Origin of the sequence: Actinosynnema sp. CA-299493 (assembly GCF_050946825.1) — a bacterium.
Lineage (GTDB): Bacteria > Actinomycetota > Actinomycetes > Mycobacteriales > Pseudonocardiaceae > Actinosynnema.
This window is the reverse complement of the sequence record NZ_CP191993.1, coordinates 1,862,401-1,885,135: the sequence shown is the minus strand read 5'-3', so window position 1 is coordinate 1,885,135 and position 22,735 is coordinate 1,862,401. Positions and strand designations below refer to the sequence as shown.

General features: G+C 72.8%; 21 protein-coding genes. 11 read left to right on the top strand and 10 right to left on the bottom strand.

What is annotated here, in order from left to right:
* Positions 1–2: 2 nt before the first annotated feature.
* Positions 3–1,178 carry an acetoin utilization protein AcuC gene (locus ACQPYE_RS09185; RefSeq protein ID WP_498720578.1) on the bottom strand — a complete coding sequence of 392 codons (1,176 nt, stop codon included), beginning with the start codon at positions 1,176–1,178 and terminating at the stop codon, positions 3–5.
* Positions 1,179–1,340: 162 nt separating this feature from the next.
* On the opposite strand from ACQPYE_RS09185, the gene ACQPYE_RS09180 reads away from it, so the two are divergent.
* Positions 1,341–1,958, top strand: coding sequence for a DUF3558 domain-containing protein (locus tag ACQPYE_RS09180; RefSeq protein WP_498720576.1), 618 nt, complete (start codon positions 1,341–1,343; stop codon positions 1,956–1,958).
* 138 nt (positions 1,959–2,096) lie between these two features.
* On the opposite strand, the gene ACQPYE_RS09175 is transcribed toward ACQPYE_RS09180, so the two are convergent.
* Positions 2,097–2,945: a sulfurtransferase gene (locus ACQPYE_RS09175; protein WP_498720575.1), complete on the bottom strand. Its 849-nt coding sequence runs from the start codon at positions 2,943–2,945 to the stop codon at positions 2,097–2,099.
* A 61-nt stretch (positions 2,946–3,006) separates the two neighbouring features.
* Between ACQPYE_RS09175 and ACQPYE_RS09170 the strand changes: the two genes are divergently transcribed.
* The 4 genes from ACQPYE_RS09170 to ACQPYE_RS09155 are packed head-to-tail and all read left to right on the top strand — an operon-like array spanning position 3,007 to position 7,897.
* Positions 3,007–3,699, top strand: coding sequence for an iron-dependent transcriptional repressor DtxR (locus ACQPYE_RS09170; protein WP_123743353.1), 693 nt, complete (start codon positions 3,007–3,009; stop codon positions 3,697–3,699).
* The gene (gene galK / locus ACQPYE_RS09165; RefSeq protein WP_498720574.1) at positions 3,696–4,856 is read left to right on the top strand and encodes a galactokinase; all 1,161 of its coding nucleotides are present in this window, start codon (positions 3,696–3,698) and stop codon (positions 4,854–4,856) included. Before ACQPYE_RS09170 ends, galK begins: the two co-directional genes overlap by 4 nt.
* A gap of 27 nt (positions 4,857–4,883) precedes the next feature.
* Complete coding sequence (gene galE / locus ACQPYE_RS09160) at positions 4,884–5,846, top strand: UDP-glucose 4-epimerase GalE (protein ID WP_498720573.1); 963 nt, start codon at positions 4,884–4,886, stop codon at positions 5,844–5,846.
* Positions 5,846–7,897 (top strand): prolyl oligopeptidase family serine peptidase, encoded by a 2,052-nt coding sequence (locus ACQPYE_RS09155; RefSeq protein ID WP_498720572.1) that lies wholly within the window; start codon positions 5,846–5,848, stop codon positions 7,895–7,897. Before galE ends, ACQPYE_RS09155 begins: the two co-directional genes overlap by 1 nt.
* A 377-nt stretch (positions 7,898–8,274) precedes the next feature.
* Here the strand turns inward: ACQPYE_RS09155 and ACQPYE_RS09150 are convergent, their stop codons facing one another.
* The 3 genes from ACQPYE_RS09150 to ACQPYE_RS09140 form a co-directional block, all read right to left on the bottom strand.
* Positions 8,275–9,306 carry a DUF4192 domain-containing protein gene (locus ACQPYE_RS09150; protein ID WP_498720571.1) on the bottom strand — a complete coding sequence of 344 codons (1,032 nt, stop codon included), beginning with the start codon at positions 9,304–9,306 and terminating at the stop codon, positions 8,275–8,277.
* Positions 9,307–9,422: 116 nt separating this feature from the next.
* A complete protein-coding gene (locus ACQPYE_RS09145; protein ID WP_498720570.1) occupies positions 9,423–10,193 on the bottom strand; it encodes a M23 family metallopeptidase in 771 nt (256 codons plus the stop codon).
* 92 nt (positions 10,194–10,285) lie between these two features.
* Positions 10,286–12,133 carry a Xaa-Pro dipeptidyl-peptidase gene (locus tag ACQPYE_RS09140; RefSeq protein WP_498720569.1) on the bottom strand — a complete coding sequence of 616 codons (1,848 nt, stop codon included), beginning with the start codon at positions 12,131–12,133 and terminating at the stop codon, positions 10,286–10,288.
* A gap of 159 nt (positions 12,134–12,292) precedes the next feature.
* On the opposite strand from ACQPYE_RS09140, the gene add reads away from it, so the two are divergent.
* Entirely contained in the window at positions 12,293–13,294 is a 1,002-nt protein-coding gene (gene add / locus ACQPYE_RS09135) for an adenosine deaminase (RefSeq protein WP_498720568.1), read from the top strand.
* Here the strand turns inward: add and ACQPYE_RS09130 are convergent.
* Positions 13,251–14,414, bottom strand: a complete 1,164-nt coding sequence (locus ACQPYE_RS09130; RefSeq protein ID WP_498720567.1) for an MFS transporter — start codon at positions 14,412–14,414, stop codon at positions 13,251–13,253. The two genes, add and ACQPYE_RS09130, sit on opposite strands and share 44 nt — an antisense overlap.
* Positions 14,414–15,334 (bottom strand): alpha/beta hydrolase, encoded by a 921-nt coding sequence (locus ACQPYE_RS09125; protein WP_498720565.1) that lies wholly within the window; start codon positions 15,332–15,334, stop codon positions 14,414–14,416. Before ACQPYE_RS09125 ends, ACQPYE_RS09130 begins: the two co-directional genes overlap by 1 nt.
* 71 nt (positions 15,335–15,405) lie before the next feature.
* Here ACQPYE_RS09125 and ACQPYE_RS09120 point away from each other — a divergent pair, with 71 nt between their 5' ends.
* The gene (locus ACQPYE_RS09120; RefSeq protein WP_498720564.1) at positions 15,406–16,272 is read left to right on the top strand and encodes a LysR family transcriptional regulator; all 867 of its coding nucleotides are present in this window, start codon (positions 15,406–15,408) and stop codon (positions 16,270–16,272) included.
* Entirely contained in the window at positions 16,269–17,489 is a 1,221-nt protein-coding gene (locus ACQPYE_RS09115; RefSeq protein ID WP_498720563.1) for a family 4 glycosyl hydrolase, read from the top strand. Before ACQPYE_RS09120 ends, ACQPYE_RS09115 begins: the two co-directional genes overlap by 4 nt.
* Here ACQPYE_RS09115 and ACQPYE_RS09110 read toward each other — a convergent pair.
* Both ACQPYE_RS09110 and ACQPYE_RS09105 read right to left on the bottom strand, forming a co-directional pair.
* On the bottom strand, positions 17,477–18,109 hold the full coding sequence (locus ACQPYE_RS09110) for an endonuclease V (RefSeq protein ID WP_498720561.1): 633 nt from the start codon (positions 18,107–18,109) through the stop codon (positions 17,477–17,479). The two genes, ACQPYE_RS09115 and ACQPYE_RS09110, sit on opposite strands and share 13 nt — an antisense overlap.
* Positions 18,106–19,041 (bottom strand): DUF3500 domain-containing protein, encoded by a 936-nt coding sequence (locus tag ACQPYE_RS09105; protein ID WP_498720560.1) that lies wholly within the window; start codon positions 19,039–19,041, stop codon positions 18,106–18,108. The genes ACQPYE_RS09110 and ACQPYE_RS09105 overlap by 4 nt, the downstream gene beginning before the upstream one ends.
* A 160-nt stretch (positions 19,042–19,201) precedes the next feature.
* Between ACQPYE_RS09105 and ACQPYE_RS09100 the strand changes: the two genes are divergently transcribed.
* Positions 19,202–20,149 carry a cold-shock protein gene (locus ACQPYE_RS09100; protein WP_498720559.1) on the top strand — a complete coding sequence of 316 codons (948 nt, stop codon included), beginning with the start codon at positions 19,202–19,204 and terminating at the stop codon, positions 20,147–20,149.
* A gap of 516 nt (positions 20,150–20,665) precedes the next feature.
* A complete protein-coding gene (locus ACQPYE_RS09095; RefSeq protein WP_498720558.1) occupies positions 20,666–21,451 on the top strand; it encodes an arylamine N-acetyltransferase family protein in 786 nt (261 codons plus the stop codon).
* Here the strand turns inward: ACQPYE_RS09095 and ACQPYE_RS09090 are convergent.
* A complete protein-coding gene (locus ACQPYE_RS09090; protein WP_498720556.1) occupies positions 21,435–22,085 on the bottom strand; it encodes a maleylpyruvate isomerase family mycothiol-dependent enzyme in 651 nt (216 codons plus the stop codon). The genes ACQPYE_RS09095 and ACQPYE_RS09090 overlap by 17 nt on opposite strands.
* A 62-nt stretch (positions 22,086–22,147) precedes the next feature.
* On the opposite strand from ACQPYE_RS09090, the gene ACQPYE_RS09085 reads away from it, so the two are divergent.
* Positions 22,148–22,672, top strand: coding sequence for a CGNR zinc finger domain-containing protein (locus ACQPYE_RS09085; protein WP_498720555.1), 525 nt, complete (start codon positions 22,148–22,150; stop codon positions 22,670–22,672).
* Positions 22,673–22,735 lie beyond the last annotated feature (63 nt).

Genomic DNA, 22,735 nt, shown 5'->3' with positions numbered 1-22,735 from the left:
GCTCAGTCCCTCGGGTCGTCGGGGTCCAGGCCGTGCAGCGGGAACACCGCGCGCCGGGTCTGCGCCACCGCCAGGTCGACCGGCGTGTCCAGCTGGCCTCCCCACGGCTCGAACGCGGTGTCGGAACCGTCGGTCATGGACGTCGGCAGCGGCCGGTTCGGCGCCAGGGTCGAGGCGTGGGCGACCCAGTCGGCGGGCAGCGGCGTGTCCGGGGCCACTTCCCGGTCCAGCACGGTGGCCAGCAGGTGCGTCCAGCTGCGCGGCACCACGCGCAGCAGCTCGTACCCGCCGCCGCCCAGCGCCAGCCAGCGGCCGTTCGCGGTCTGCTCGGCCAGCTCGCGCAGGCGGCGGTAGATGGCGCGGTGGCCGTCCACGGTGAGCGCGAGGTCGGCCAGCGGGTCCTCGCGGTGCGTGTCCACGCCGCACTGCGTGACCAGCAGCTGCGGCCCGAACGCCCGGAGGACGGCCGGGACGGTGGCCTCGAACGCGCGCAGCCAGCCCTGGTCGCCGGTGCCGGGCGGCAGGGCCAGGTTCACGGAGGTGCCCTCCGCGCCCCTGCCACCCACCTCGGCGGGTCGTCCGGTGCCCGGCCAGAGGCTCGTCGGGTTCTGGTGGATCGAGACGGTGAGCACGCGCGGGTCGTCGTGGAACGCGGCCTGCACGCCGTCGCCGTGGTGCACGTCGGTGTCGACGTAGGCGATCCGGTCGAAGCCGTTGTCCAGCAGCCACGAGATCGCCACGGCGCAGTCGTTGTAGACGCAGAACCCGGCCGCGTGGTCGCGCATGGCGTGGTGCAACCCGCCCGCGATGTTCACCGCCCGGATCGCCTCGCCCGAGGCGATCCGCCGCGCGGCGGCCAGCGAACCGCCGACGACCAGCGCGGACGCCTCGTGCATCCGGGCGAACACCGGGTTGTCCGCGGTGCCCAGGCCGTGGCCGACGTCCCAGCCGGCCATCGGCGCGGCCCGCACGGCGTTGAGGTAGGACGGCTCGTGCGCGCGTTCGATCTCGTCGTCGGTCGCCGGGTCGGGCGCGATGAGCCCCACGCCGTCCAGCACGCCGAGCGCGGTCGCCAACCGGACGGTCAGGTCCAGCCGGACGGGGTTGAGCGGGTGGTCCCCGCCCAGGTCGTAGCCGAGGAAGGACTCGTCCCAGACGACGGCGGCTCCCGTACCCATGTCGGCAACCTAACCCACCACGCGCGCGGTGGTGTGATCACAGGTTGGTCGACCCCGGCGTGGGGAGGTCCCCGGTGGACTTAGAGTCTGGCGAGACGACGCGGGCCAGATTGCGGCCATCGAGGATGGAACCCCGCACGTCGGAACGGGGTCAGAGAAGACATGCACCTGCGACGAGTCCCCGCCCTGACCGCTGCGCTGGCCATGGCGCTCACGCTCGGCCTGTCGGCCTGCGCCACCACGGTCTCCGGCAGCCCGGTCGCCGCGGCGGGTGGGTCGACCGGTGAGAAGACCGCTTCCGGCAAGCCGTCGTCGACCAAGACGTCCTCGCCCAAGACCTCCAGCAAGGCGGGCGAGCCGAAGACCACCGAGGCCGAGAAGCCGTCCGGCGACGTGAAGATCACGACGAAGAAGAAGACCGAGGGCTACGAGGACTGCGACATCCTCACGCCCGAGGACGTGGCCGCCGCCGTCGGCGCGTCGAAGGGCGGCGAGAAGGGCTGCGTGCAGAGCACCGAGGACCCGTTCTCGGTCGTGCTGTTCATGGTCACGTTCGCCGAGTACGAGGGTGAGGCGCGGACCATCGAGGTCGGCGGCAACACCGCGTACGAGGTGAAGGAGAAGGGCGGCGACTGCACGGTGCTGGTCATGCTGACCGACGACCCGGACGAGATCACCCCCGCGTTCCAGGCCACCGTGACGCCGATCGACGAGATCGACCCGTGCCAGATCGCGCTCAAGCTCGCCACCAAGGGCTTCGAGAAGATCCCCAACGCTTGAGCTGTGTTGGATTGCCCCTGCTCCGCAGATGGCGGGCGAGGTCGCCTGGAAGTCGACCGTTCGAGCCCTGATTCCCGACGATCGAAGAGCGTGATCGCCGGGAATCAGGACGCGAACGGTCGACGCGACCTCGCGGGTTCAGCGGGGGTTCGGGCCGGTTGCCGCGGGGCGGGTCGGGTCTGAGGACCACTGCGACCAGGAGCCCGCGTAGAGCGGCGCGGGGCGGTCGGGGGCGGTGATGCCGGCCACCTCCAGGGCCAGGACCACGGACGACGCCGTGACACCGGACCCGCAGTAGGCCGCGACCGGGCGGTCGGGCGAGACGCCGAGGGCCTCGAAGCGCTCGGCCAGCGCGGCGGCGGGCAGCCAGCGGCCGGCCGAGGTGTGGCCGGAGGTCGGCGCGTTCAGCGCGCCCGGGATGTGCCCGGCGCGCGGGTCGACCGGCTCGGTCTCGCCCCGGTAGCGCTCGGGGGCGCGGGCGTCGAGCAGGGTGCCCGTGCCGGTGAACGCGGCGGCCTCGTCGGCGTCCAGCACGGGCATGCCGCCGGGCGTCACGACGACGTCGCCGGGAATGGGCGACGGCGTGTCCGCGTTGATGGGACGGCCCTCGGCGGTCCACGCCGCGAAGCCGCCATCCAACACCGCCACCTCCGGGTGACCGGCCCACCGCAGCAGCCACCAGGCGCGTGCGGCGACGGAGCCGTCACCACCGTCGTACGCCACGACCGGGTGATGTCGCCGGACGCCGGCCGCCCGCAGCACGGCCTGGAGCGCCGCCGGGTCGGGCAGCGGGTGGCGGCCACCCGCACCGGGCGGCGAGGACAGCTCCGCGTCGAGGTCGACGTAGACGGCACCGGGAACGTGTCCGACCTCGTAGTCTTGACGTCCCGGTGGTCCTCCCAAGCGCCACCGGACGTCGAGCACGACCGGTGGTTCGGCGCCGTTCAGCGCGGAGGCCAGGTCTTCGGTGCTGATCAGTGGATGCACGGCACCATCCTGCACCCGTGACCGGCCGACTAGCATTGACGCCATACGAAGGGGAGCGGGTGTGAACGACCTCATCGACACCACCGAGATGTACCTCCGCACGATCTACGAGCTCGAAGAAGAGGGTGTGGTACCCCTGCGCGCCCGGATCGCCGAGCGGCTGGGCCAGAGCGGTCCGACGGTGAGCCAGACGGTCGGTCGGATGGAGCGCGACGGCCTGGTCGTCGTGGCGGACGACCGGCACCTCGAACTCACCGAGCAGGGCCGCAACCTGGCCATCGCGGTGATGCGCAAGCACCGGCTCGCCGAGCGCCTCCTGGTCGACATCATCGGCCTGGAGTGGGAGCACGTGCACAGCGAGGCGTGCCGCTGGGAGCACGTCATGAGCGAGGCCGTCGAGCGCAAGCTCGTCAAGCTCCTCGGCAACCCCACCACCTCGCCCTACGGCAACCCCATCCCCGGTCTGGACAAGCTGGGCGACGGCGAACCCGCCCCGCCCGCCGAGGCGGATCTGGTGCGGATCGACGAGGTGGCCCGGCGCGGCGGCGGTCACGTCGAGGTGCGCCGGATCGCCGAGCACGTGCAGCTCGACGAGGACCTGATGGCCGAGCTGAAGGCCGCCGGCGTCGTGCCGGGCGGCACGGTCGAGGTCGACTCGCTCGGCGGCGCGAAGGTGATCCAGGTGCGCGGCAACGGCACGGTCGCCGAGCTGGACCCGGCCGTGGCGCACGCCGTCCTGGTGCAGGCCCGGTGAGCCCGGCGCGGCGCGCGGTCGCCGCGTTCACCCGGCTGCACGGCGCCGAGCCCAGCGGTGTCTGGTCCGCACCCGGCCGGGTGAACCTGATCGGGGAGCACACCGACTACAACGACGGCTTCGTGCTGCCGTTCGCGCTGCCCCACCGGACCGCGGTGGCCGCGTCGGCGCGCGACGACGGCCGGCTGCGCGTGGCCACGGTGGGTGACGACGGCGTGGTGCAGCAGGCCGCGCCGGTGCTGGTCGCCGACCTGGAGCCCGGCGCGGTCGGCGGCTGGGCGGCGTACCCGGCGGGTGTCGCCTGGTCGCTGCGCGAGCAGGGCCTGACCGGCGGGGCGGACCTGGTGATCGCGGGCGACGTGCCGGCGGGCGCGGGTCTGTCCTCGTCGCACGCGTTGGAGTGCGCGGTGGCGTTGGCGCTGCTCGGGCTGGCCGGGCGCGCGGCCGACGACCTGCCGCGGATCGCGCGCTGGGTGCAGCGCGCGGAGAACGACTTCGTCGGCGCGCCCACCGGTCTGCTCGACCAGACCGCGTCGCTGTGCTGCACCGAGGCGCACGTGCTGTTCCTGGACGTGCGGTCGTTCGAGGCCGAGCAGGTGCCGTTCGACGCCGCCGAGCACGGGCTGGAAGTGCTGGTCGTCGACACGCGGGCGAGCCACTCGCACACCGACGGCGGCTACGGCGCGCGGCGGGCCGGCTGCGAGGAGGCCGCGTCCGTCCTGGGTGTCCCGGCGCTGCGGGACGTGGACGTCGACGGGTTGGCCGACGCGCTGGCCCGGTTGCCCGAGCGGCTGCGCCCGTTGGCGCGGCACGTGGTGACCGAGAACGAGCGGGTGCTGGCGGCGGTGGAGTTGCTGCGCGCCGGCCGGTTGGGCGAGCTGGGTCCGTTGCTGGACGCCTCGCACGCGTCGCTGCGCGACGATTACCAGGTGTCCGCGCCCGAGTTGGACGTCGCGGTGGACGCGGCGAAGGAGGCGGGCGCGTTGGGCGCGCGGATGACCGGCGGCGGTTTCGGCGGGTCGGCGATCGCGCTGGTGCCCGTCGAGCGGCACGACGAGGTGGTGCGGCGGGTGCTCGCCGCGTTCGCCGGACGTGGCTGGACGACGCCGAGGACTTTCACGGCCGTGCCCTCGGCGGGCGCCGGCCGGGATCACTGACGGACTGGTCGAAAGCGGGGATTCAGGGTGAAGTTGCTCGTCACGGGCGGCGCCGGGTACGTGGGCAGCGTCTGCGCGGCCAGGCTGGTCGAGTCCGGGCACGAGGTGGTCGTGCTGGACGACCTGTCCACCGGGCACGCGGACGCGGTGCCGGACGGCGTGCGGCTGGTCGAGGCGGGCATCGACGACGCGATCGGCGAGGTGCTCGCCGAGGGGTTCGACGGCGTGCTGCACTTCGCGGCCAAGTCGCTGGTCGGCGAGTCCATGGTCGATCCCGCGAAGTACTGGCAGGGCAACGTGGTGACGTCGCTGCGGCTGCTGGACGCGATGCGCGAGCACGGCACGCCCCGGCTGGTGTTCTCCTCCACCGCCGCGACCTACGGCGAGCCGGAGCAGGTGCCGATCGCGGAGACCGCGCCGACCCGCCCCACCAACACCTATGGCGCGACCAAGCTCGCGATCGACCACGCGATCACCTCCTACGCCGCCGCGCACGGCCTGGCGGCGGTGTCGCTGCGCTACTTCAACGTGGCGGGCGCGTACGGGCGGTTCGGCGAGCGGCACGGCGTGGAGACGCACCTGATCCCGATCGTGCTGCAGGTCGCGCTGGGGCAGCGTGAGCGGGTGCAGGTCTACGGCGAGGACTGGCCCACCGAGGACGGCACGTGCGTGCGCGACTACATCCACGTGGTGGACCTGGCCGACGCGCACCTGCGGGCGTTGGAGCACGCGGCGACGGGCGAGCACCGCGTCTACAACCTGGGCAACGGTCTGGGCTTCTCGGTCAGGCAGGTCATCGACGCGTGCCGCGAGGTGACCGGCCACCCCATCCCGGCCGACGTGGCCCCGCGCCGGGCCGGTGACCCGGCGGTGCTCGTGGCCTCCAGCGAAAAGGCGCGCACCGAGCTGGGGTGGAAGCCCGAGCGGGTCGACCTGACCGGCATCGTGCGCGACGCGTGGGACTTCACCCGGTCACAACAGGGGGCGTGATGGCAGGCAAGATCACCGAGGCCGGGTTCGGGGACCTGACCTCGTTCACGGAGATGCCGCGGATCTCTTCGCTGGCGCTGTCCCCGGACGGCACGCGGCTGGTCACGGTGGTGGCGACGCTCGCGCCGGACGGCAAGGCGTGGCAGGGCTCGTTGTGGGAGGTCGACCCGGCCGGTGAGCGTCCCGCGCGGCGGTTGACGCGTGGCGCGAAGGGCGAGTCGGCGCCCGCGTTCACACCGGACGGCGCGGTGCTGTTCCTCTCCGCGCGGCCCGACCAGGAGGCCAAGCCCGCCGACCGCGACTCGAAGGACAAGGCGGCGCTGTGGCTGCTGCCGCCCGTCGGCGAGGCGCGTGAGCTGTACCGCCCGGCCGGTGGGGTGTCGGAGTTCGCGGTGGCGCGGGACGCGGGCACGGTGCTGCTCGCGGCGGGCGCGCACCCGACCGCGGAGTTCGGCGAGCGCGACGAAGAGCACCGCAAGGCGCGCGAGGACGCCGGGGTGACCGCGATCCTGCACGAGTCGTACCCCGTGCGGTACTGGGACGCCGACCTCGGGCCGAGCTTCCCCCGGCTGCTGGCCACCACGTCGCCGGTCGGGGTGGACCGCGATCGCATCGACCGGTCGTCGGAGCTGGTGGACCTGACGCCCGGCGCCACGTCGCGGTTGGACGACTCGCCCGCGATCAGCCCGGACGGCCGGTGGGTCGTGCGCACCGAGGACGTCGTGGTGAGCCCGGCGTACGGCAAGCGGGTGCGGCTGCGGCTGACGTCGACCGACGGCACCACCGATCGGGTGCTGGCGGACCTGGACGGGCACTCGTTCCTCCAGCCGGTGTTCCTGCCGGACTCGTCGGGCGTGATCGCGGTGCGCGCGTTCGACTCCACCGAGGACCTGCCGTGGACGAACACGGTGGTGCGCATCGACTTGGCGTCCGGGGCGGTCGAGGAGTTGGCGGCGGACTTCGCCGAGGAGCCCGACCACCCGGTGGTGAGCCCGACCGGTGACGCCGTGTACTTCACCAGCAGCCACCGGGGGCACCAGCCGATCTGGAAGCTCGACCTGGCGTCCGGCTCGGTGGTGAAGCTGACCGCGTCCGGTGCGTACACCGATGTGCGGGTCAGCCCCGACGGCGCGTCGCTGTACGCGTTGCGCAACGCGTGGGACCACCCGCCGCAGCCCGTGCGGCTGTCGTCGTCCGGTGTGGACCAGGTCGCCGTGCCACTGCCCGCGCCCGGTGCGGTGGAGTCGGTGCCGGGGACGTTGACCGAGGTCGAGACGGTGGTCGAGGACGGCCGGACCGTGCGGGCGTGGCTGGTGCTGCCGAACGGCGCGTCGGCTTCGCGGCCCGCGCCGATGCTGCTGTGGGTGCACGGCGGTCCGGTGATGAGCTGGAGCGGGTGGAGCTGGCGCTGGAACCCGTGGCTGATGGCGGCGCGGGGTTACGCGGTGCTGCTGCCGGACCCGGCGCTGTCGACCGGGTACGGGTACGACTTCGTGCGCGCCGGGTGGGGTTCGTGGGGCGGCAAGCCGTACACGGACCTGATGGCGATCACCGACGTGGTGGAGCGGCGGGACGACATCGACGACTCGCGCACGGCCGCCATGGGCGGGTCGTTCGGCGGGTACATGGCGAACTGGATCGCCACGCGGACCGACCGGTTCAAGGCGATCGTGACGCACGCGTCGTTGTGGCACTTGGACGCGTTCACCGGGACCACCGACGACTCGTACTACTGGATCCGCGAGATGGGCGACCCGCTGCGGCAGCAGGACACCGTGCGGGCCAACTCGCCGCACCTGCGGGTGGCGGACGTCAGGACGCCGATGCTGGTGATCCACGGTGACAAGGACTACCGGGTGCCGATCGGCGAGGGGCAACGCCTCTACTTCGACCTCGTGCGGCACGGCGTGCCGGCGAAGTTCCTGTACTTCCCGAGCGAGAACCACTGGATCCTGACGCCGGGCAACGCCAAGGTCTGGTACGAGACCGTGTTCGCGTTCTTGGCGGAGCACGTTCTCGGCGAACCTTGGCAGCGACCGGAACTGATCTAGCCGAAGGTCGGCCACCTCAACCGGCCCCGACCCCGGTGCCGGTGCCGGTGAGCAGCCGGCAGCGGGTTCTTGGTGGTCGCCGAGTGCTTGCCGCAGGTGGTCGGCAAGTGGCTGGAGCGGCGGGTGGCCGGCGGCAGGTCGGTCGGCGAGTGGCGGTAGCCGGAGGGTGGCCGGCGGTCGACGCAGGCAGCGGTCGGTTGATGGGCGAGGTGGCTGGTGGCTGGCGTATGGGCGGCGAGCGGGTATGGGCGGCGGGTGTGCGGGGTGGCGTTGGTCGGAACGGGGGTATGGGTGTCGGTGGTTGATCCCTGGGTTGGTGTGGTGGCTCGGAGGTGGTGGTGATGAGGGTGGGGCCGGGAATGAGGGTGGGCTGAGGGTCAGGGGTCGGGGGTGGTTGGTGGGGTGCTCCAGTCGGTGGCGGCTGCTCGTTCGGCCAGGTGGCGGATCTGGGCTGGGGGGAGGCCCCCGGAGAGGGCCGCGCGGAGCAGTTCGGTCAGGCGGTGGTTGGGGTTGGCTTCTTCGGCGCGGTCCAGGGCGAGGAGGGCCAGGGTGCCGTTGCCCCGGATGTAGGCGGAGAAGGCGAGGAGGGTGGCGGGCTCCGCACGTTCCGGGGCGGGGCTCGCCCGGGTCAGCTCGGTCCACAGGGCTTCGGCGCTCGGGGCGTGCTCGCCGACGCAGTAGGCCAGGGCGGCGTCCCTCGTCAGCGGGTTCGACAGGGCGTGCGCCAGGTCGGCCACCTCCTCGTCGGTCAGCAGGCGTTTGCGGGTGGCGGCGCGCAGCACCTCGGCGTGGATCAGGTCGCGGTCGCGCCGGGGCACGGTGTGGTCGTCCGGCGGAGGGTTGTCGGCGGCCAGGCGGTTGAGGAGGGTGGAGCGGCGGGACAGTGCCTCCGGTGGGTCCGGGACCAGGACGTCGCCCATCGCCGCACGGCTGGCGTAGGTGACGTGCCCCTCCGCCGCCGAGGCCGCGGCGAACGCCGTGCTCGACGGGTCCGGCACGACGCCCGAGGTGCCGACGTCGTGGTAGTCGAACCAGCGCTCGCCCTTCGCCGTCGCACGCGTCCACACGGCCAGCAACAGCGGCACGTCGGCCTCGTGGAGCGCGTCGTCCAGCTCGTCCACCAACGTGTCGTGCGGCAGGTCCTCGGGCGGGTCGCTCGAACCGCCGCCGACCACGACGACCACCGCGTCGTCACCCCGGCACCTGGCCAGCGGCGCGGTGAGCCGGTCGGCCACCCGGTGCGGCACGCCGTCCGGCGGCAGGTCGACGCGCAGCGTCATGGTCACGTCGTGGTCGCGCACCACCAGCACCACGACCGAGTCGGACGGGTGGAAGCCGAGCAGGTGCGGCACGGCGGCGATCAGTTCGCCCGGGCCGCGCAGGCGGGTCGGGGGCAGCAGCTTCGTCATGGGTCAGACCTTGGCCCGGGACCGCCTGGGTGCGCCGGCGGCGATCCGCGAACTGTGGACAACTCGAAAAAGGCCGCTCCCACTGACTGTGGGAGCGGCCGGCGACCTGCGGGAACTCAGCAGTTCGGTGCTACTTGACCGTCCGAGCCTGTGTACACGTACGCGTCGGAGATGTAGCCCGACCCGATCTTGTCCCACAGGTTGGTGGTGCCGTACTTGCCGGTGATCGTCTCGCCCTGCGCCTGGCAGCTGATCGTCACCGTCGCGCCGTTCGCGACCGAGCCGACGGACGCGTACTGGGTGCCGGGACCGGACCGGATGGTCACGGCGGCGCCGCTGTCGGTGCCGACCGTGCCGGTCACCCCGCTGGTGCCGCACGAGTTGCGGCTGGTGTAGCTGCGCGTGCCCCAGTAGTAGATCTGCGTCCCGTTGAACCTGACCTTCTGGTCGACGCCGTTGAGCCGCTGCTCGTAGTGCAGGTGCGGCCCGGTCGACCCGCCGGTCGTCCCCACGCTGCCGATCCGCTGGCCGATCCGCACGGACTGCCCGACGGACACGCTCTGCGCGGACAGGTGCGCGTACCGGGTGCGCCAGCCACTGCCGTGGTCGATCTCGACCCACCGCCCGTAGCTCGTGCTGCCCTCGTTCGCGACCCTCGTCACGCTGCCCGCCGCCGACGCGACCACCGGGTCGCCGTCGTCGTTCGCCCGGTTGAAGTCGACCGAGTTCGCGGGGCTGTGACCGGTCCGGGTCTGGCCCTCCCACACCTGGTTGCACGGGAACGGCATCTGGAAGGTCGGCGCCGCCGCGGCCTCGCCCTGCGTGAGGACGAGGCCGACCAGCGGCGCCACCAGTGCCGTGACCAGAGCGCGTCGGGTTCGACTCATCTGCCACCTCCTTGACGACTGTGGCGCCGATCCGACCACAGCCGCACCTGTCAGTGGAAGACTTTCAAAGTAGACGCTTCGTTAAGTACTTTCTAACCAACCGATCGGCGCAAGGCGGCAAGGCCCCCGACCACGGGGAGTTCCACGACCGTCGACGTCAGGTCGACCGACAGCCCCGCGCCCGGGTCCGGCCGCAGCGTGTAGTCGTGGTCGGAAGAGATCAGCACGAACTCGACGCGGTGGCCAGACGGGACCACGTAGTCGTTCGGCTCCAGCTCGACCTCGACCCGGTACCGCTTGCCCGGCTCGACCGCCTTGGTCCGCGACGGCGACACCCGGTTCTGCGGGTCGGTCCACCCCCGCGTGATCACGTGCGACGTGCCGTCCGGCGCCCGGTCCACCAGCAACGCGGTCACGTTGGCCGCCGGCCGGTCGAACGAGATCGCCAGGTCGACCCGCGCCACGCCGGAGAACCGGAGCGGCGTGGCGGTCGGCCTCGTCGCGTACGACAGCCGGTTGCCGGAGGCCGGGAGGTCGATCAGGTCCTCGGCGAGCTTGGACGAGTCGTCGCGCAGCGACTCGACCACCGCGTTGCCGGGCACGGGATCGAGCCGCAACGCGCCCTTGGCCGAGCCGCCCGCCCACGGGTGCACCCGGGCGGTCGACGTGCCGGGAGCGGGCCAGTCGGCCTCGTCCACCCACGTGGTCCTGTCCTCGCGCTGGATCGTCGCCTTGGGCTCGCGCTCGACGCCGTTGTCGACGCCGTACAGGTAGTGGCTGAACCAGCGGTTGACCGTGCGCCGCCACTCGACCGACCGCAGCGTGTCCGGGTCGGTGTGCCCGGACTGGTGCAGCCAGATCTTGTGCTCGACGCCGTGCCGCCGCAGCGCGTCGTACCACTGCGAGACGTGCTTGAGCTTGACGTTCCAGTCGCTCAACCCGTGCACGGCCAGCACCGCGGCCCGCACCCGCGACGCATCCTTGACGTAGTTGCGCTCGTCCCAGAACTCGCTGTAGTCGCCGGTCACGCGATCCTGCCTGGCCGCCACGTCGGCGATCACCGGCTTGCAGATCTCCCGGTCCTCGCGCGTGTAGACGTACTCCGCCAGCACGTCGAGGTCCTCGCCCTGGAACGTGCCGGGCGCGACCACCGCGCCGTCGGCCCGGTAGTAGTCGTACCAGCTGGAGATGGCCGCGATGGGCACGATGGCCTCCAGGCCCTCGACCCCGGTGGCGGCGACGGCGTTGGGCAGGGTGCCGTTGTAGGACACGCCCATCATCGCGACCTTGCCGGTGGTCCAGCCCGCCGCGACCGGCGCGCCCGCCGCGTCACGCGCGGTGGCGCGGCCGTTGAGCCAGTCGACCACGGACTTCGAGCCGATGGTCTCGTTGTGCCCGCCCGAGGTGGGGCAGCCGGTGGACTGGCCGGTGCCCAGCGACTCGGCGTACACCATGGCGAAGCCGCGGGAGATGAAGTAGTCCTCGTAGCGCCCGGACCGGATCGGGGCCGGGTTGGGCCCGACGGCGGCGGCGATCCGCTCGTCCGCCTCCGCCTTGAGCAGCGAACCGTCCCGCTTGTCGTACCCGCCGCGCCGGTTCGGCACGTACAGCTCCACGTCGACGTCGTGGTTGGCCACGTCGTTGCCGCCGGAGAAGTAGGGGCTGTTGAAGAACACCACCGGGACCTTCAGGCCGCGGTCGGTGGCCTTCTGGCGCACCACCTCGGTGTAGACCTCGTCGTCGTGCCCGTCGCGGTCGCTGTCGACCGGCGCGCGCACCCACACGCTCTCGCGGACCACGTCCTTCGGGTCGAAGACGGGTTGCGCCTCGCCGCCGACGAACACCGGGCCTTCCGCGACGGCGCCGGCCACCGCGGGCGTCAGCCCCAGCGGCAACGTCACCAGAGCGGCGAGCACCGCGGCTCTCCGTGCACCCTTCACGACCGAACCCCCATCATGCGTAGGACAGGCTTCGGGCTGACCATCCCCCGCGCCACAACACCTGTCAAGGGTGCCCAAAGTCCACAATGGACAGCTCTTCAAGACCCGACGAACGGCCCCTTGACCAGCGGTGGAGACCTGTGCAGACTCGCCCGGGCCATGCGTGATTTCATCGCCGCGCTGCCCAAGGTGGAGTTGCACGTCCACCTCGTCGGGTCAGCCTCCCCCGCCACCGTCCTCACCCTCGCCCGCCGGCACCCGCAGCACGGGGTCCCGACCGACGAGGCCGACCTGCTCCGGTTCTACGAGTTCACCGACTTCGGCCACTTCATCGACGTCTACGCGGCGGTGAACGACCTGGTCACCACGGGTGAGGACGTCGCCGAGCTGGTCCTGGGCCTGGCCGAGGAGCAGGCGCGGCGCAACGTCCGCTACGCCGAGGTGACCGTGAGCGCGACCAGCCACCTGCGTGCGGGCATCGCGCCGGAGGAGCTGGACGAAGCCCTCACCACCAGCCGCGAGCGGGCGTCGGCCGAGCACGGCGTCGAGCTGGCGTGGGTGTTCGACATCCCCGGCCTGTGGGACCGCGACTTCGGCCTGACCAGCGCGGAGTACGCGGTCGGGCACCGGCCGCCGGGCACCGTCGGCTTCGGGCTCGGCGGGTTCGAGGCGGACGCGCCGCGCCGGGCGTTCCGGGAGGCGTTCGCCATCGCCCGGGACGCGGGCCTGCACTGCGTGCCGCACGCGGGCGAGACCACCGGCCCCGACCAGGTCAGGGAAGCGCTGGACGAGCTGCACGCCGAGCGCATCGGCCACGGCGTCAACGCGGTGGCCGACCCCGAGCTGCTGCGCCGGCTGGCCGCCGAGCGGATCACCCTGGAGGTCTGCCCGACCTCGAACCTCCGCACGGGCGCCGTCAAGGACATCGGGGAGCACCCGTTGCCGAGGCTGCTCGACGCGGGCGTGCCGGTCACGCTGGCCACGGACGACCCCGGCATGTTCCACACCGACCTGAACCGCGAGTACCTGCTGTGCCACGAGGCGTTCGGGCTGGGGCGCGCCGAGCTCGCCGAGCTGGCCCGCACCGGGGTGCGGGCCAGCTTCGCACCTGAAGACCTCACACGGTCGCTGCTGGCCGAGATCGACGCGCTCGGTCACTGACACCGCTCGCCACCGCCACGCCGAGCGCGGCCAACGCCATGGCCGCGCCCACCCAGTTGGGCGCGGTGTAGCCGAACCCGGCGTCGATCGCCGCGCCGCCCAGCCACGCGCCCGCCGCGTTGCCCAGGTTGAACGCGGCGATGTTCGCCGCCGACGCCAGCGCGGGCGCGCCCGACGCCTGCTCCAACACCCTGCTCTGCAACGGCGCCACGGTCGCGAACCCGAACACGCCGAACACCGCGATCGTGATCGCCGCGGGCACGGCCCACTGCGCGGTGAACGCGAACACCGCCAGCACCACCACGAGCGCGCCGAGGAACGCGTACAGGCTGGGCATCAGGCGACGGTCCGCCGCACGCCCGCCGACCACGTTCCCCGCGAACAGCCCGACCCCGAACAGCACCAGCAGCCACGTCACCGCGCCCGGCGAGAACCCGGCCACCTCCGTCATCATCGGCGCGACGTAGGTGAACGACGCGAACACCGCGCCGAACCCGAGCGCCGTCGTCACCAGCGCCAGCCACACCCCCGGCCGCCGGAACACCGCCAGCTCGCCGCGCAGCCCGGTCGACGCGGGCTGCGGCGGCACCAGCGCCACGACCCCCACCAGCCCGACCACGCCCAGCGCGGTCACCGCCCAGAACGTCGACCGCCAGCCGAGCTCCTGCCCCAGCGCCGTGCCCGCCGGCACGCCGAGCACGTTCGCCGCGGTCAGCCCGGTGAACATCATCGCGATCGCCCGCGCCCGCCGGTCCGGCGCGACCAACCCGGCCGCCACCACCGACCCGACGCCGAAGAACGCGCCGTGGCACAGCGCGGCGACGACGCGTCCCACCATCAGCACCGCGTAGTCGTCGGCCACCGCGCACACCAGGTTGCCCAGGACGAACAACCCCATCAGGCCGACCAGCAGCTGCTTGCGCGGCAGCCTCGACCCGCCCGCCGTGATCAGCGGCGCGCCGACCACGACGCTCAGCGCGTAGCCGGAGACCAGCAGCCCGGCGGACGGGATCGAGACCCCGAGATCACCCGCCACCTGCGGCAGCAGGCCGACGATCACGAACTCCGTGGTCCCGATCCCGAACGCGCCGACGGCCAGCGCGAGCAACGCGGGCGGCATCACCGGGCACCGAGCCAGGTCCGCAGTTCGCCCAGCAGCACGCGGTACTCGTCGAGCACGCCGTCCATCAGCACGAACGGGTGGATCGTGCCCTCGAACTCCCGCAGCCGCACCGGCACGCCGGCCGCCGCCAACCGGGCCGCGTACCGCTCGCCGTCGTCCCGCACGGGGTCGTGCTCGGCGATGGCCACGAACGCGGGCGGCAGCCCGGCCACCGTCGAGGCCCGCAACGGCGCGGCGAGCTCGGGGACCGCGAGCCCGGAGACCGGGGCGGACCCGAGGTAGTGCGACCAGAACCACCGCATCGTCCCCGTCGACAGCGCGAAGCCCGTCGCGTGCTCCACGTAGGACCGGGTGGTGAAGTCGACGTCCAGCGCCGGCGCCACCAGCACCTGGAACGCCAGGTCGAGCGCGCCTCGGGCCTTCAGCGCCACGGCGGCGGCGAGGTTGCCGCCCGCGCTGTCGCCCATGACGCCGATCCGCGCCGGGTCGACGTCCACCGACGCCGCGTGCTCGAACAGCCACGCCGTGGCCGCGTACGAGTCGTCCAGCGGCACGGGGAACGGGTGCTCCGGCGCCTTCTGGTAGTTCACCGCGAACACCGCGTGCCCGGTGGCGACGGCCAGCGCGCGCAACGCCACGTCGTAGACGTCGAGGTTGCACGTCACCCAGCCGCTGCCGTGCAGGAACACGATCGCCGGGAACGGCCCGTCGCCCTCCGGGTAGTAGATCCGCGCGGGCAGGTCGGCCGTCGGACCGGGCACGAAGAGGTGCTCGACACGCGCCACCGGCTCCGGCGGGCCCTGGAACGCGAGGAACCCCCATTGCGCCTGGCGTGCCTCGAAGACGGTCGACTCCTCCAGCGCGGGCGCGCCCGCGAGCTTCGCCAGCACCGCCCGGGCCTGTTCGTTCACTGACATGGCCCGATCATCGGATGACCTGTATGGATAAGTCCAAGGCATGTTCTTTCTGGAACCCATAAGCTGCCGTCATGACGTTGCGGCAGTTCGAGTACCTGGTCACCGTCGTGGACGAGGGCTCCTTCACCCGCGCCGCCGAGTTGCTGCACGTCACGCAGCCCGCCCTCTCGCACCAGATCCTGGCCTTGGAACGGTCCGTGGGCGCGCGGCTGCTCGACCGGCTGCCCCGCGCCGTCCGCCTCACGCCCGCCGGCCGCGCCTGGCTGCCCCACGCCCGTGCCGCCCTGGACGAGGCGGAGCGCGCGCTCACCGCCGCACGGCGCACGGCGGGCGTGGAGTGCGGTGAACTGCGCGTGGCCACGCTCTACTCCCTCACCCTGGGCGTGCTGCCGGCCGTGCTCCGGCGGTGGCGCGCGGAGCACCCGGACGTCCGGATCCGCCTGTTCGAGCACCGCCACGCCGACGAGCTGCGGGACGCGATGGCCGACGGGCAGGCCGACCTCGCCGTCGGCCCCGAGCCGGCGAACTGGGTCGGCTTCCGGCAGCGGCTCGGCGTGGAGGAGTTCGTGATCGTCCTGCCGACCGACACGCACCACCGCGAGCCCATCGACCTGCGTGAGCTCGCCGACGTCGGGTGGGTGCACTACGCGCCGGGCAACGGCCTGGCGGACCTGGTCGACGCCGCGTGCGCGGCCCGCGGCTTCCAACCGGGGGCGGCCGTGCGCACCGAGCAGACCGCGGCGGCGCCCGTGCTGGCCGCTTCGGGGCTGGGGCCCGCGCTCGTGCCGCGCAACATCGTGCCGGAGACGTTCGACGGCGCGGTCCTGCGCACCGATCCCCCGGTGCGGCGGACGCTGGTCGCGTACGGGCACAGAACGCCCGATCCGCTCACCTCGGCCTTCGTGACCTTGCTCGCCGGGGCAGGATGGGACGCATGAGGCTGGTCATCCTGGGCGGCGGCGGCTTCCGCGTGCCGCTCGTGCACAAGGCACTGGACGAGCACATCACCGAACTCGTGCTGCACGACGTGGACGCGCACCGGTTGGACGCGATCCGGCACGTGCTGCGCGGCGGTCCGCCGATCACCGCCACGACGGACCTGGACGAGGCGTTGCGCGGCGCGGACTTCGTGTTCTCCGCGATCCGGGTCGGCGGCCTGGCCGGGCGCGCGATCGACGAGGAGGTGGCGCACGCGCACGGCGTCCTCGGGCAGGAGACGGTCGGCGCGGGCGGCATCGCGTACGGCCTGCGCACCGTGCCGGTGGCCGACCGGATCGCCCGGCGCGTCGCCGAGCTCGCGCCGCGGGCGTGGGTCGTCAACTTCACCAACCCGGCCGGGCTGATCACCGAGACCATGGCCCGCCACCTGGGCGACCGCGTGATCGGCATCTGCGACTCGCCGCTGGGCCTGTGCCGCCGCGTCGCCGAGGCGCTCGGCGTCGAGGACCCGGCGTTCGACTACGCGGGCCTGAACCACCTCGGCTGGTTGCAGGGCGTCCACCTGGGCGCGGAGAACCTGCTGCCCACCCTGCTGGCCGACGACGAGGCCCTGGCGGGTTTCGAGGAAGGCCGGATGTTCGGCGCGGAGTGGCTGCGCGCGTTGGGCGTGATCCCCAACGAGTACCTGCACTACTACTACTCGACGCGTGAGGCGTCGGGCGACAGCCGCGGCGCCTTCCTGCTCGGCCAGCAGCAGCGCTTCTACGACGGCGAGGTGGACTGGGAGACCACGCGGCTGGAGCGTGAAGCGACGTACATGGCTCAAGAGCGCGAACGCGACAGCCTCGAAGGCGGCGGCTACGAGCACGTGGCCATGGCGCTCATGCGCGCCATCGCGGACAACGAGAAGGCCACGCTGATCCTCAACGTGCCCAACAACTCCACGCTGTCCACGCTGGACGACGACGCGATCGTCGAGGTGCCGTGCGAAGTGGACGCCGCGGGCGCGCGTCCGCTGCCGGTGAGCCCGCTGCCCGACCACGCGGCGGGTCTCGTCACGTCGATCAAGGCCGTCGACCGGTTGATCATGGAGGGCACGCGGCCGGCCGCGCTCAAGGCGTTCGCCCTGCACCCGCTGGTCGACTCGGTCGCCACCGCCAAGAGCCTGCTGGACACCTACGTCCGGCGGCACCCGGAACTGGCCTACCTGAGCTGAGCCCGGCCCAGCGCGTCCGAGCGGCGGGTCGTCTCCGGCAGCCGCGTCACGCACAGCCGCAGCACCTCGGCGCACGCCCGGTCGAGGTCGATGCGGTGGCCGACGGACACGAACACCGGCTTCACCCCTTCCCGCGTCCGCAACGCCCGCCCGACCACCTCCCCGTCGTCCACCAGGTCGGTGTGCGCGCCGCGCGCGTCGGCCGGCATGTCGAACCGGCCCATCGGCGTCTTGGCCACGCCGACGCTCGGCAGGCCGGTCACCACCCCGAGGTGGCAGGCCAGCCCGAACCGCCGGGGGTGCGCCAACCCCTGCCCGTCGCACACCAGCAGGTCCGGCACCACGGTCAGCCGCTCCACGGCCTCCAGCAACGACGGCAGCTCCCGGAACGCGAACAACCCCGGCACGTACGGGAAGTCGGCCCTGCCCGTCACCACGACGGAGTCCACGGTGCTCAACGACTCCGCGTCCAGCACCACGATCGCCGCCGCCAACCGGTCGTCGTCGGCGTAGGACACGTCGAGCCCGGCGACGTGGCGCACCACCAGCCCGGGATCCGTCACCGTCGACACCGACGGCCGCAGCCGCTCCTGCTCGGCGATCGCCTCCTCGGGGGTCACCCGTGCCTCACCGAGGCCCGGTGCGCCGCCAGCAGGTCCTCGCCGAAGTCGCCGGCCCGTCGTCGCCACACCGAGTGCGCGTGGTTGGCGTCGTTGTCCGTGTTGTCGTACTCGATCAGCAGGTCCGGCCCCTGGATCCGGTAGTAGTGCCCCTCGCCGCGCTTGTCCGACCCCTCCCACGAGAAGTGCAGCCGGTCCGGCTCCAGCGCGGCGAACTCCTCGTCGGCCAAGTCGCCGGTGAGCCGGTCCAAGTAGTACCGCACCAGCCCGACGAGCAGCCCCCGTGACGACCGGTCGAGCTGCGCGGGCGTGACGCCGACGGGGTCGAGGTCGCCGATCCGCCGCGCGTTGCCGGTCTTCAGGTCCGGCGGTGGCGCGTCGGAGACCACCGCCAGTCCCCGGGCCGTGCGGCCCATCCGGTCCAGCAGCTCCCGCGCCAGCTCCTCCTCCAGCCGCAGCGGTTCGAGCACCGTGCGGCCCCGGTACGCGATGCGGGCGGGGTGCGCGCCCAGGAAGAGCGGTGTGGCCGACACGCGCCCGCCGGCCACGACCACGCTCACCGACAGGTGGTGCCCCTCGACCCGCCAGCCCCACGGCTCGTCACCGGGCTCGCCGAAGAGCACGGTCCGGTAGTCGCCCTGGTGCCGGTCGCGGGTGCCGCCCTCGCGGTCGTCCAGCACGTCCTCCAGCGCCATGATCGCGGTGGTCTGCGCGTAGGCGTGCGGGCTGAGCACGCACGACAGCAGTCGGTGCACGGCTTTGCGCTGGTCACGGGTCAGGTCGCCGTGGACGACGCCCGGCCGGGGGCCCGGCGTGTACGCCCAGCGCGTGCGCAGGTCGTCGTCGGCCGCGTCCCGCACCGCCGCCGTCCGCTGCCCGTCGTCGAGCAGGTCGAGGAAGCCCCTGGTGGCTTCGGCGATCTCGTGCAGCATCACTCGAACTTAGACCTGGTCTCAAACTCGGCGTGTCGCTAGGTGAACCAACGGCCCGCCCCTGGCTCCGCACCGCCCGCCCGTGGGCCCGGCCCGACGGACCGGAAGTCCGTCAGAGAGACTGGGGGCCAGTGCCCGCCCTCTCGACCTGGAGCCTTTGATGCCGCAAGGGACCGTCCGTTGGTTCGACGCCGAACGTGGTTTCGGCTTCCTCGCGTCCGAGGACGGCTCGCCGGACGTGTTCGTGCACGCCTCCGAGATCGTCGAGGACGGCGGCGCGAAAGTGCTCCGCGAGGGTCAGGCCGTCGTGTTCGAGGTCGGCGAGAACGACCGCGGGCCCCAGGCGCTGCGCGTTCGCGTCACCGCCGATGCGGCCACCGGCAGCGCCGTGGGCCTGCTCGGCACCGTCAACTGGTACGAGCCGGGCAAGGGGTACGGCTTCGCGTCGCCGGACGGCGGCGGCGCCGACATCTTCGTGCACAGCTCCGCCATCGTGACCGGCGGCGTGGTCACCGAGGGGCAGCGGGTGGCATTCCTGATCGTCGAAGGCGAGCGCGGCCCGCAGGCCGGGCACGTGATCCCGCTGGGAGCAGGGGCCGGCTCACCCGCTGCGGCTGGTATCTCGGACGGTGCCGACGGCACGGTGGCCTGGTACGACGAGGACAAGGGCTTCGGCTTCATCAACCCCGACTCCGGCGCCGGGGACATCTTCGTTCACGCCAAGGCCCTGGCCGAGGGGCTGACATGGCTCGCGGAGGGCGACCGCGTCGCCTACCAGGTGGCCAGTGGAGACAAGGGCCCGCAGGCCCGCGACGTGCACCTGGTCCGGAGCGCCGAGCCCCGGACGGCGCCGCAGCGGTCGGCACCTGCCGCGGCCGCGGGGCCGGCCGCGCGGGACGTGCCCGTACGAGGCGGCGAGGGCGTCGTCGCGCGCTACGACGGCGACCGCGGCTTCGGCTTCATCACCCCGGACGCAGGCGGCGACGATCTCTTCGCCCACGTGTCCGTGATCATGGGGTCGGAGCCGCTGCAGAAGGGTGACCGGGTTCGGTACGCGGTGCGTCAGAGCGACCGGGGCCCGCAGGCCGACCGCGTCGAACGCCTCTGAAGAGGCGGCCCCACCGATGGCTGATCACTTCCCGACGAGAGTGCTCGTTCATCCCCGTCGATGGTGCCGTCAGCAACGCGGCTGCAGCCTCCTCCAGGAGATCGATCTCCCTCGTGGTGACGGGGCCCCGTGCCGACCCGAGGACCTGCTCCGCGCTCAGAAGCTCACCAGTCACCCCACCCAACGACACAGAGCCACCGATGTATTCCCAACGAGTGAACGGATGCGTTGGACCTGATCGCAGAGCTCGATCTTTATGACCGCGCGGCGCTGGTCGGAACGGGATCAGGGGTTCGATCAGCTCCCAGAGCCGGTCTTCGACCCGCCGCTGCTGCGTCGTCCTCGCCATGACTGCCCACGATCGACGACCAGGACCGGCATGTTACGCAGTGACACACCCTTAAGTGTTGAGACCAGGTCTTAGCCGCCTCGCCGGCGCGGAGCAGCAGGCGCGTCGGCGTCCGGCATGTGGTCGCGACGTGACCGGACCGGTGTCCCGACTGACATCCTGGCGCGATGTGGAATAGCGACTTGCTCGACCTGGACGCTTACCTCGGCCGCGTGGGCTTCACCCCCGACCCCGCCGCCGACCGGGCGACCACGCTGCGCGGCCTGCACCGCGCCCACCTGGCGGCCATCAGCTTCGAGAACGCCGACGTGCGCGACGGCGTGCCGATCGCGCTGGACGTGCCGTCGTTGCAGGACAAGCTGGTCGCACGGCGGCGCGGCGGGTACTGCTTCGAGCAGAACCTGCTGTTCGCCGCCGTGCTCGACCGGCTCGGCCACGAGGTGACCGGGCTCGCGGGCCGCGTGCTGCTCGGCCGCACCGGCGACATCCCCCGCACGCACGCCGTGCTGCGCGTGGACCGGCGCTGGCTGGTCGACGTCGGCTTCGGCGGCGGCGGGCTGCTGGAGCCGCTGCCGCTGGTCGCCGACACGCCCACGCGGCAGGGCGACTGGACGTTCCGGCTCGACCACGCCGACGGCGTGTGGACGCTCCGGTCGTTCCAGGGCGGCGACTGGTTCCCCTTGTACGACTTCACCGAGGACCCGCGGACGCCCGCCGACTACGGGATCCTCAGCTACTACACGTCCACGCACCCGGCGTCCTCGTTCGTCGGCCCGCTGCTGGCGCAGCGCACCGACGACCACGCCCGCCACCACCTCAAGGACCTGGAGCTGACCGAGGCGCGCCCGGACGGCACCGTCGTCAAGCGCAGCCTGACGCCCGAGGAGCGGACGACCGTGCTGCGCGAGGAGTTCGGGTTGGAGCTGCCCGACCGGGCTACGGCCAGGGCTTGATCTCGGGCGCCTCGCCGGTGATCGGACCGGCCGGCTCACGGCCCGCCAACCACGCGATCAGGTCGGTGCGCGAGCCGGTCAGGGTGACGTCCTCGCCCTCGCCGATGGTCCACCGGCGATCCGGCGCCTGGAGGGTGAGCCGGATGCCCTCGGGCACGCGCGCGGACAGGAAGTCGACGGCGTGGTCGCAGAACTCGGGCGACCAGGTGACCGGGCCGAGGTCGAGGTCCCGCAGGTGGATCTCGACCTCGCGCCACACCGCGTAGGCGGTGCCGGTGAGCGTGCCGTCGCGGTAGAAGACGGGGGCGTCCCAGTCGCGGACGTTCTCCCAGGCCTTGGCGAGCCGGGCGACGGCGTCGGCGACAGCGGCCCGGTGCTCCGCCGCGGAACGCCCGGCATCGGCCTCGATCGCGGCGTCGCGGGCCGGTCGCCCGCCGGCGTAGACCTCGACCTTCGTGCCCTCGTGCTCGGCCTGGCCCGCGAGCGCGGCGGTGCTGTTGGCGAGGTGCGCCAGCACGTGGCCGCGCGTCCAGCCGGGCAGCGCGGACGGTTGCGACACCTGCTCATCGGTGAGGTCCTCGATCACGGCGGCCAGCCTGAGGTGGCCGTCCAGCGCCTGCGCCTGGATCGTCACATCTCCCCCTAATGGTCAGTCGACTCAAATCCGTTAGGGAACCTATCAGTAGACTCGTCGGGGTGGCGCTGGCGTTGGAGTTCGCGGGCACGGTCCGGCACGACGGGCACGGCGGGCTCTCGGACGACCTGGCCACGCCGGAGGGCTTCACGACGTGGGCCGGGGTGCGGGCGGACGAGGCGCTGCGGCTGCGGGCGGTCGAGCTGCGCTGGGCCGTGCGGTCGTTGTTCGCGCACGCGGCACAGGCCCACGAACGCCTGGACACACCACACCTGATGGACGTGCAGCGCGCGCTCGGGATCGTCAACGAGGCCGCCGCACGGGTGCCGCGGGCAGCGCGGTTGGAGTGGGACGAGCAGCCGAGGTTGCGCTACGTGGACTCGGCCGACGACGGCGACCGCCTGCTGGCGACGCTGGCGACGGCGGCGATCGAGTTCCTGGCCGGCGGCGCGCGGGCCGACCTGCGCGCCTGCCCCGCGCCCCGGTGCGTCCGGTACTTCGTGAAGGCCCACCCCCGCCAGGAGTGGTGCAAGCCGTCGTGCGGCAACCGGGCCAGGGTCAGCCGGCACTACCACCGCGACCGCTGACAACCGACCGCCTGGCCGCTTGGCTCTGGCCGCCTGGCCGCGCGGACACCCGGAGGCGCCCGC

What these genes read in the sequence shown, in the direction of transcription:
- ACQPYE_RS09100 (WP_498720559.1), top strand. Translation starts at nt 19,202, where the DNA reads ATGCCGCAAGGGACCGTCCGTTGGTTCGACGCCGAACGTGGTTTCGGC.
- ACQPYE_RS09095 (WP_498720558.1), top strand. Translation starts at nt 20,666, where the DNA reads ATGTGGAATAGCGACTTGCTCGACCTGGACGCTTACCTCGGCCGCGTG.
- ACQPYE_RS09105 (WP_498720560.1), bottom strand. Translation starts at nt 19,041, where the DNA reads ATGCTGCACGAGATCGCCGAAGCCACCAGGGGCTTCCTCGACCTGCTC.
- ACQPYE_RS09130 (WP_498720567.1), bottom strand. Translation starts at nt 14,414, where the DNA reads ATGCCGCCCGCGTTGCTCGCGCTGGCCGTCGGCGCGTTCGGGATCGGG.
- ACQPYE_RS09125 (WP_498720565.1), bottom strand. Translation starts at nt 15,334, where the DNA reads ATGTCAGTGAACGAACAGGCCCGGGCGGTGCTGGCGAAGCTCGCGGGC.
- ACQPYE_RS09120 (WP_498720564.1), top strand. Translation starts at nt 15,406, where the DNA reads ATGACGTTGCGGCAGTTCGAGTACCTGGTCACCGTCGTGGACGAGGGC.
- ACQPYE_RS09155 (WP_498720572.1), top strand. Translation starts at nt 5,846, where the DNA reads ATGGCAGGCAAGATCACCGAGGCCGGGTTCGGGGACCTGACCTCGTTC.
- ACQPYE_RS09185 (WP_498720578.1), bottom strand. Translation starts at nt 1,178, where the DNA reads ATGGGTACGGGAGCCGCCGTCGTCTGGGACGAGTCCTTCCTCGGCTAC.
- ACQPYE_RS09145 (WP_498720570.1), bottom strand. Translation starts at nt 10,193, where the DNA reads ATGAGTCGAACCCGACGCGCTCTGGTCACGGCACTGGTGGCGCCGCTG.
- add (WP_498720568.1), top strand. Translation starts at nt 12,293, where the DNA reads ATGCGTGATTTCATCGCCGCGCTGCCCAAGGTGGAGTTGCACGTCCAC.
- ACQPYE_RS09115 (WP_498720563.1), top strand. Translation starts at nt 16,269, where the DNA reads ATGAGGCTGGTCATCCTGGGCGGCGGCGGCTTCCGCGTGCCGCTCGTG.
- ACQPYE_RS09150 (WP_498720571.1), bottom strand. Translation starts at nt 9,306, where the DNA reads ATGACGAAGCTGCTGCCCCCGACCCGCCTGCGCGGCCCGGGCGAACTG.
- ACQPYE_RS09180 (WP_498720576.1), top strand. Translation starts at nt 1,341, where the DNA reads ATGCACCTGCGACGAGTCCCCGCCCTGACCGCTGCGCTGGCCATGGCG.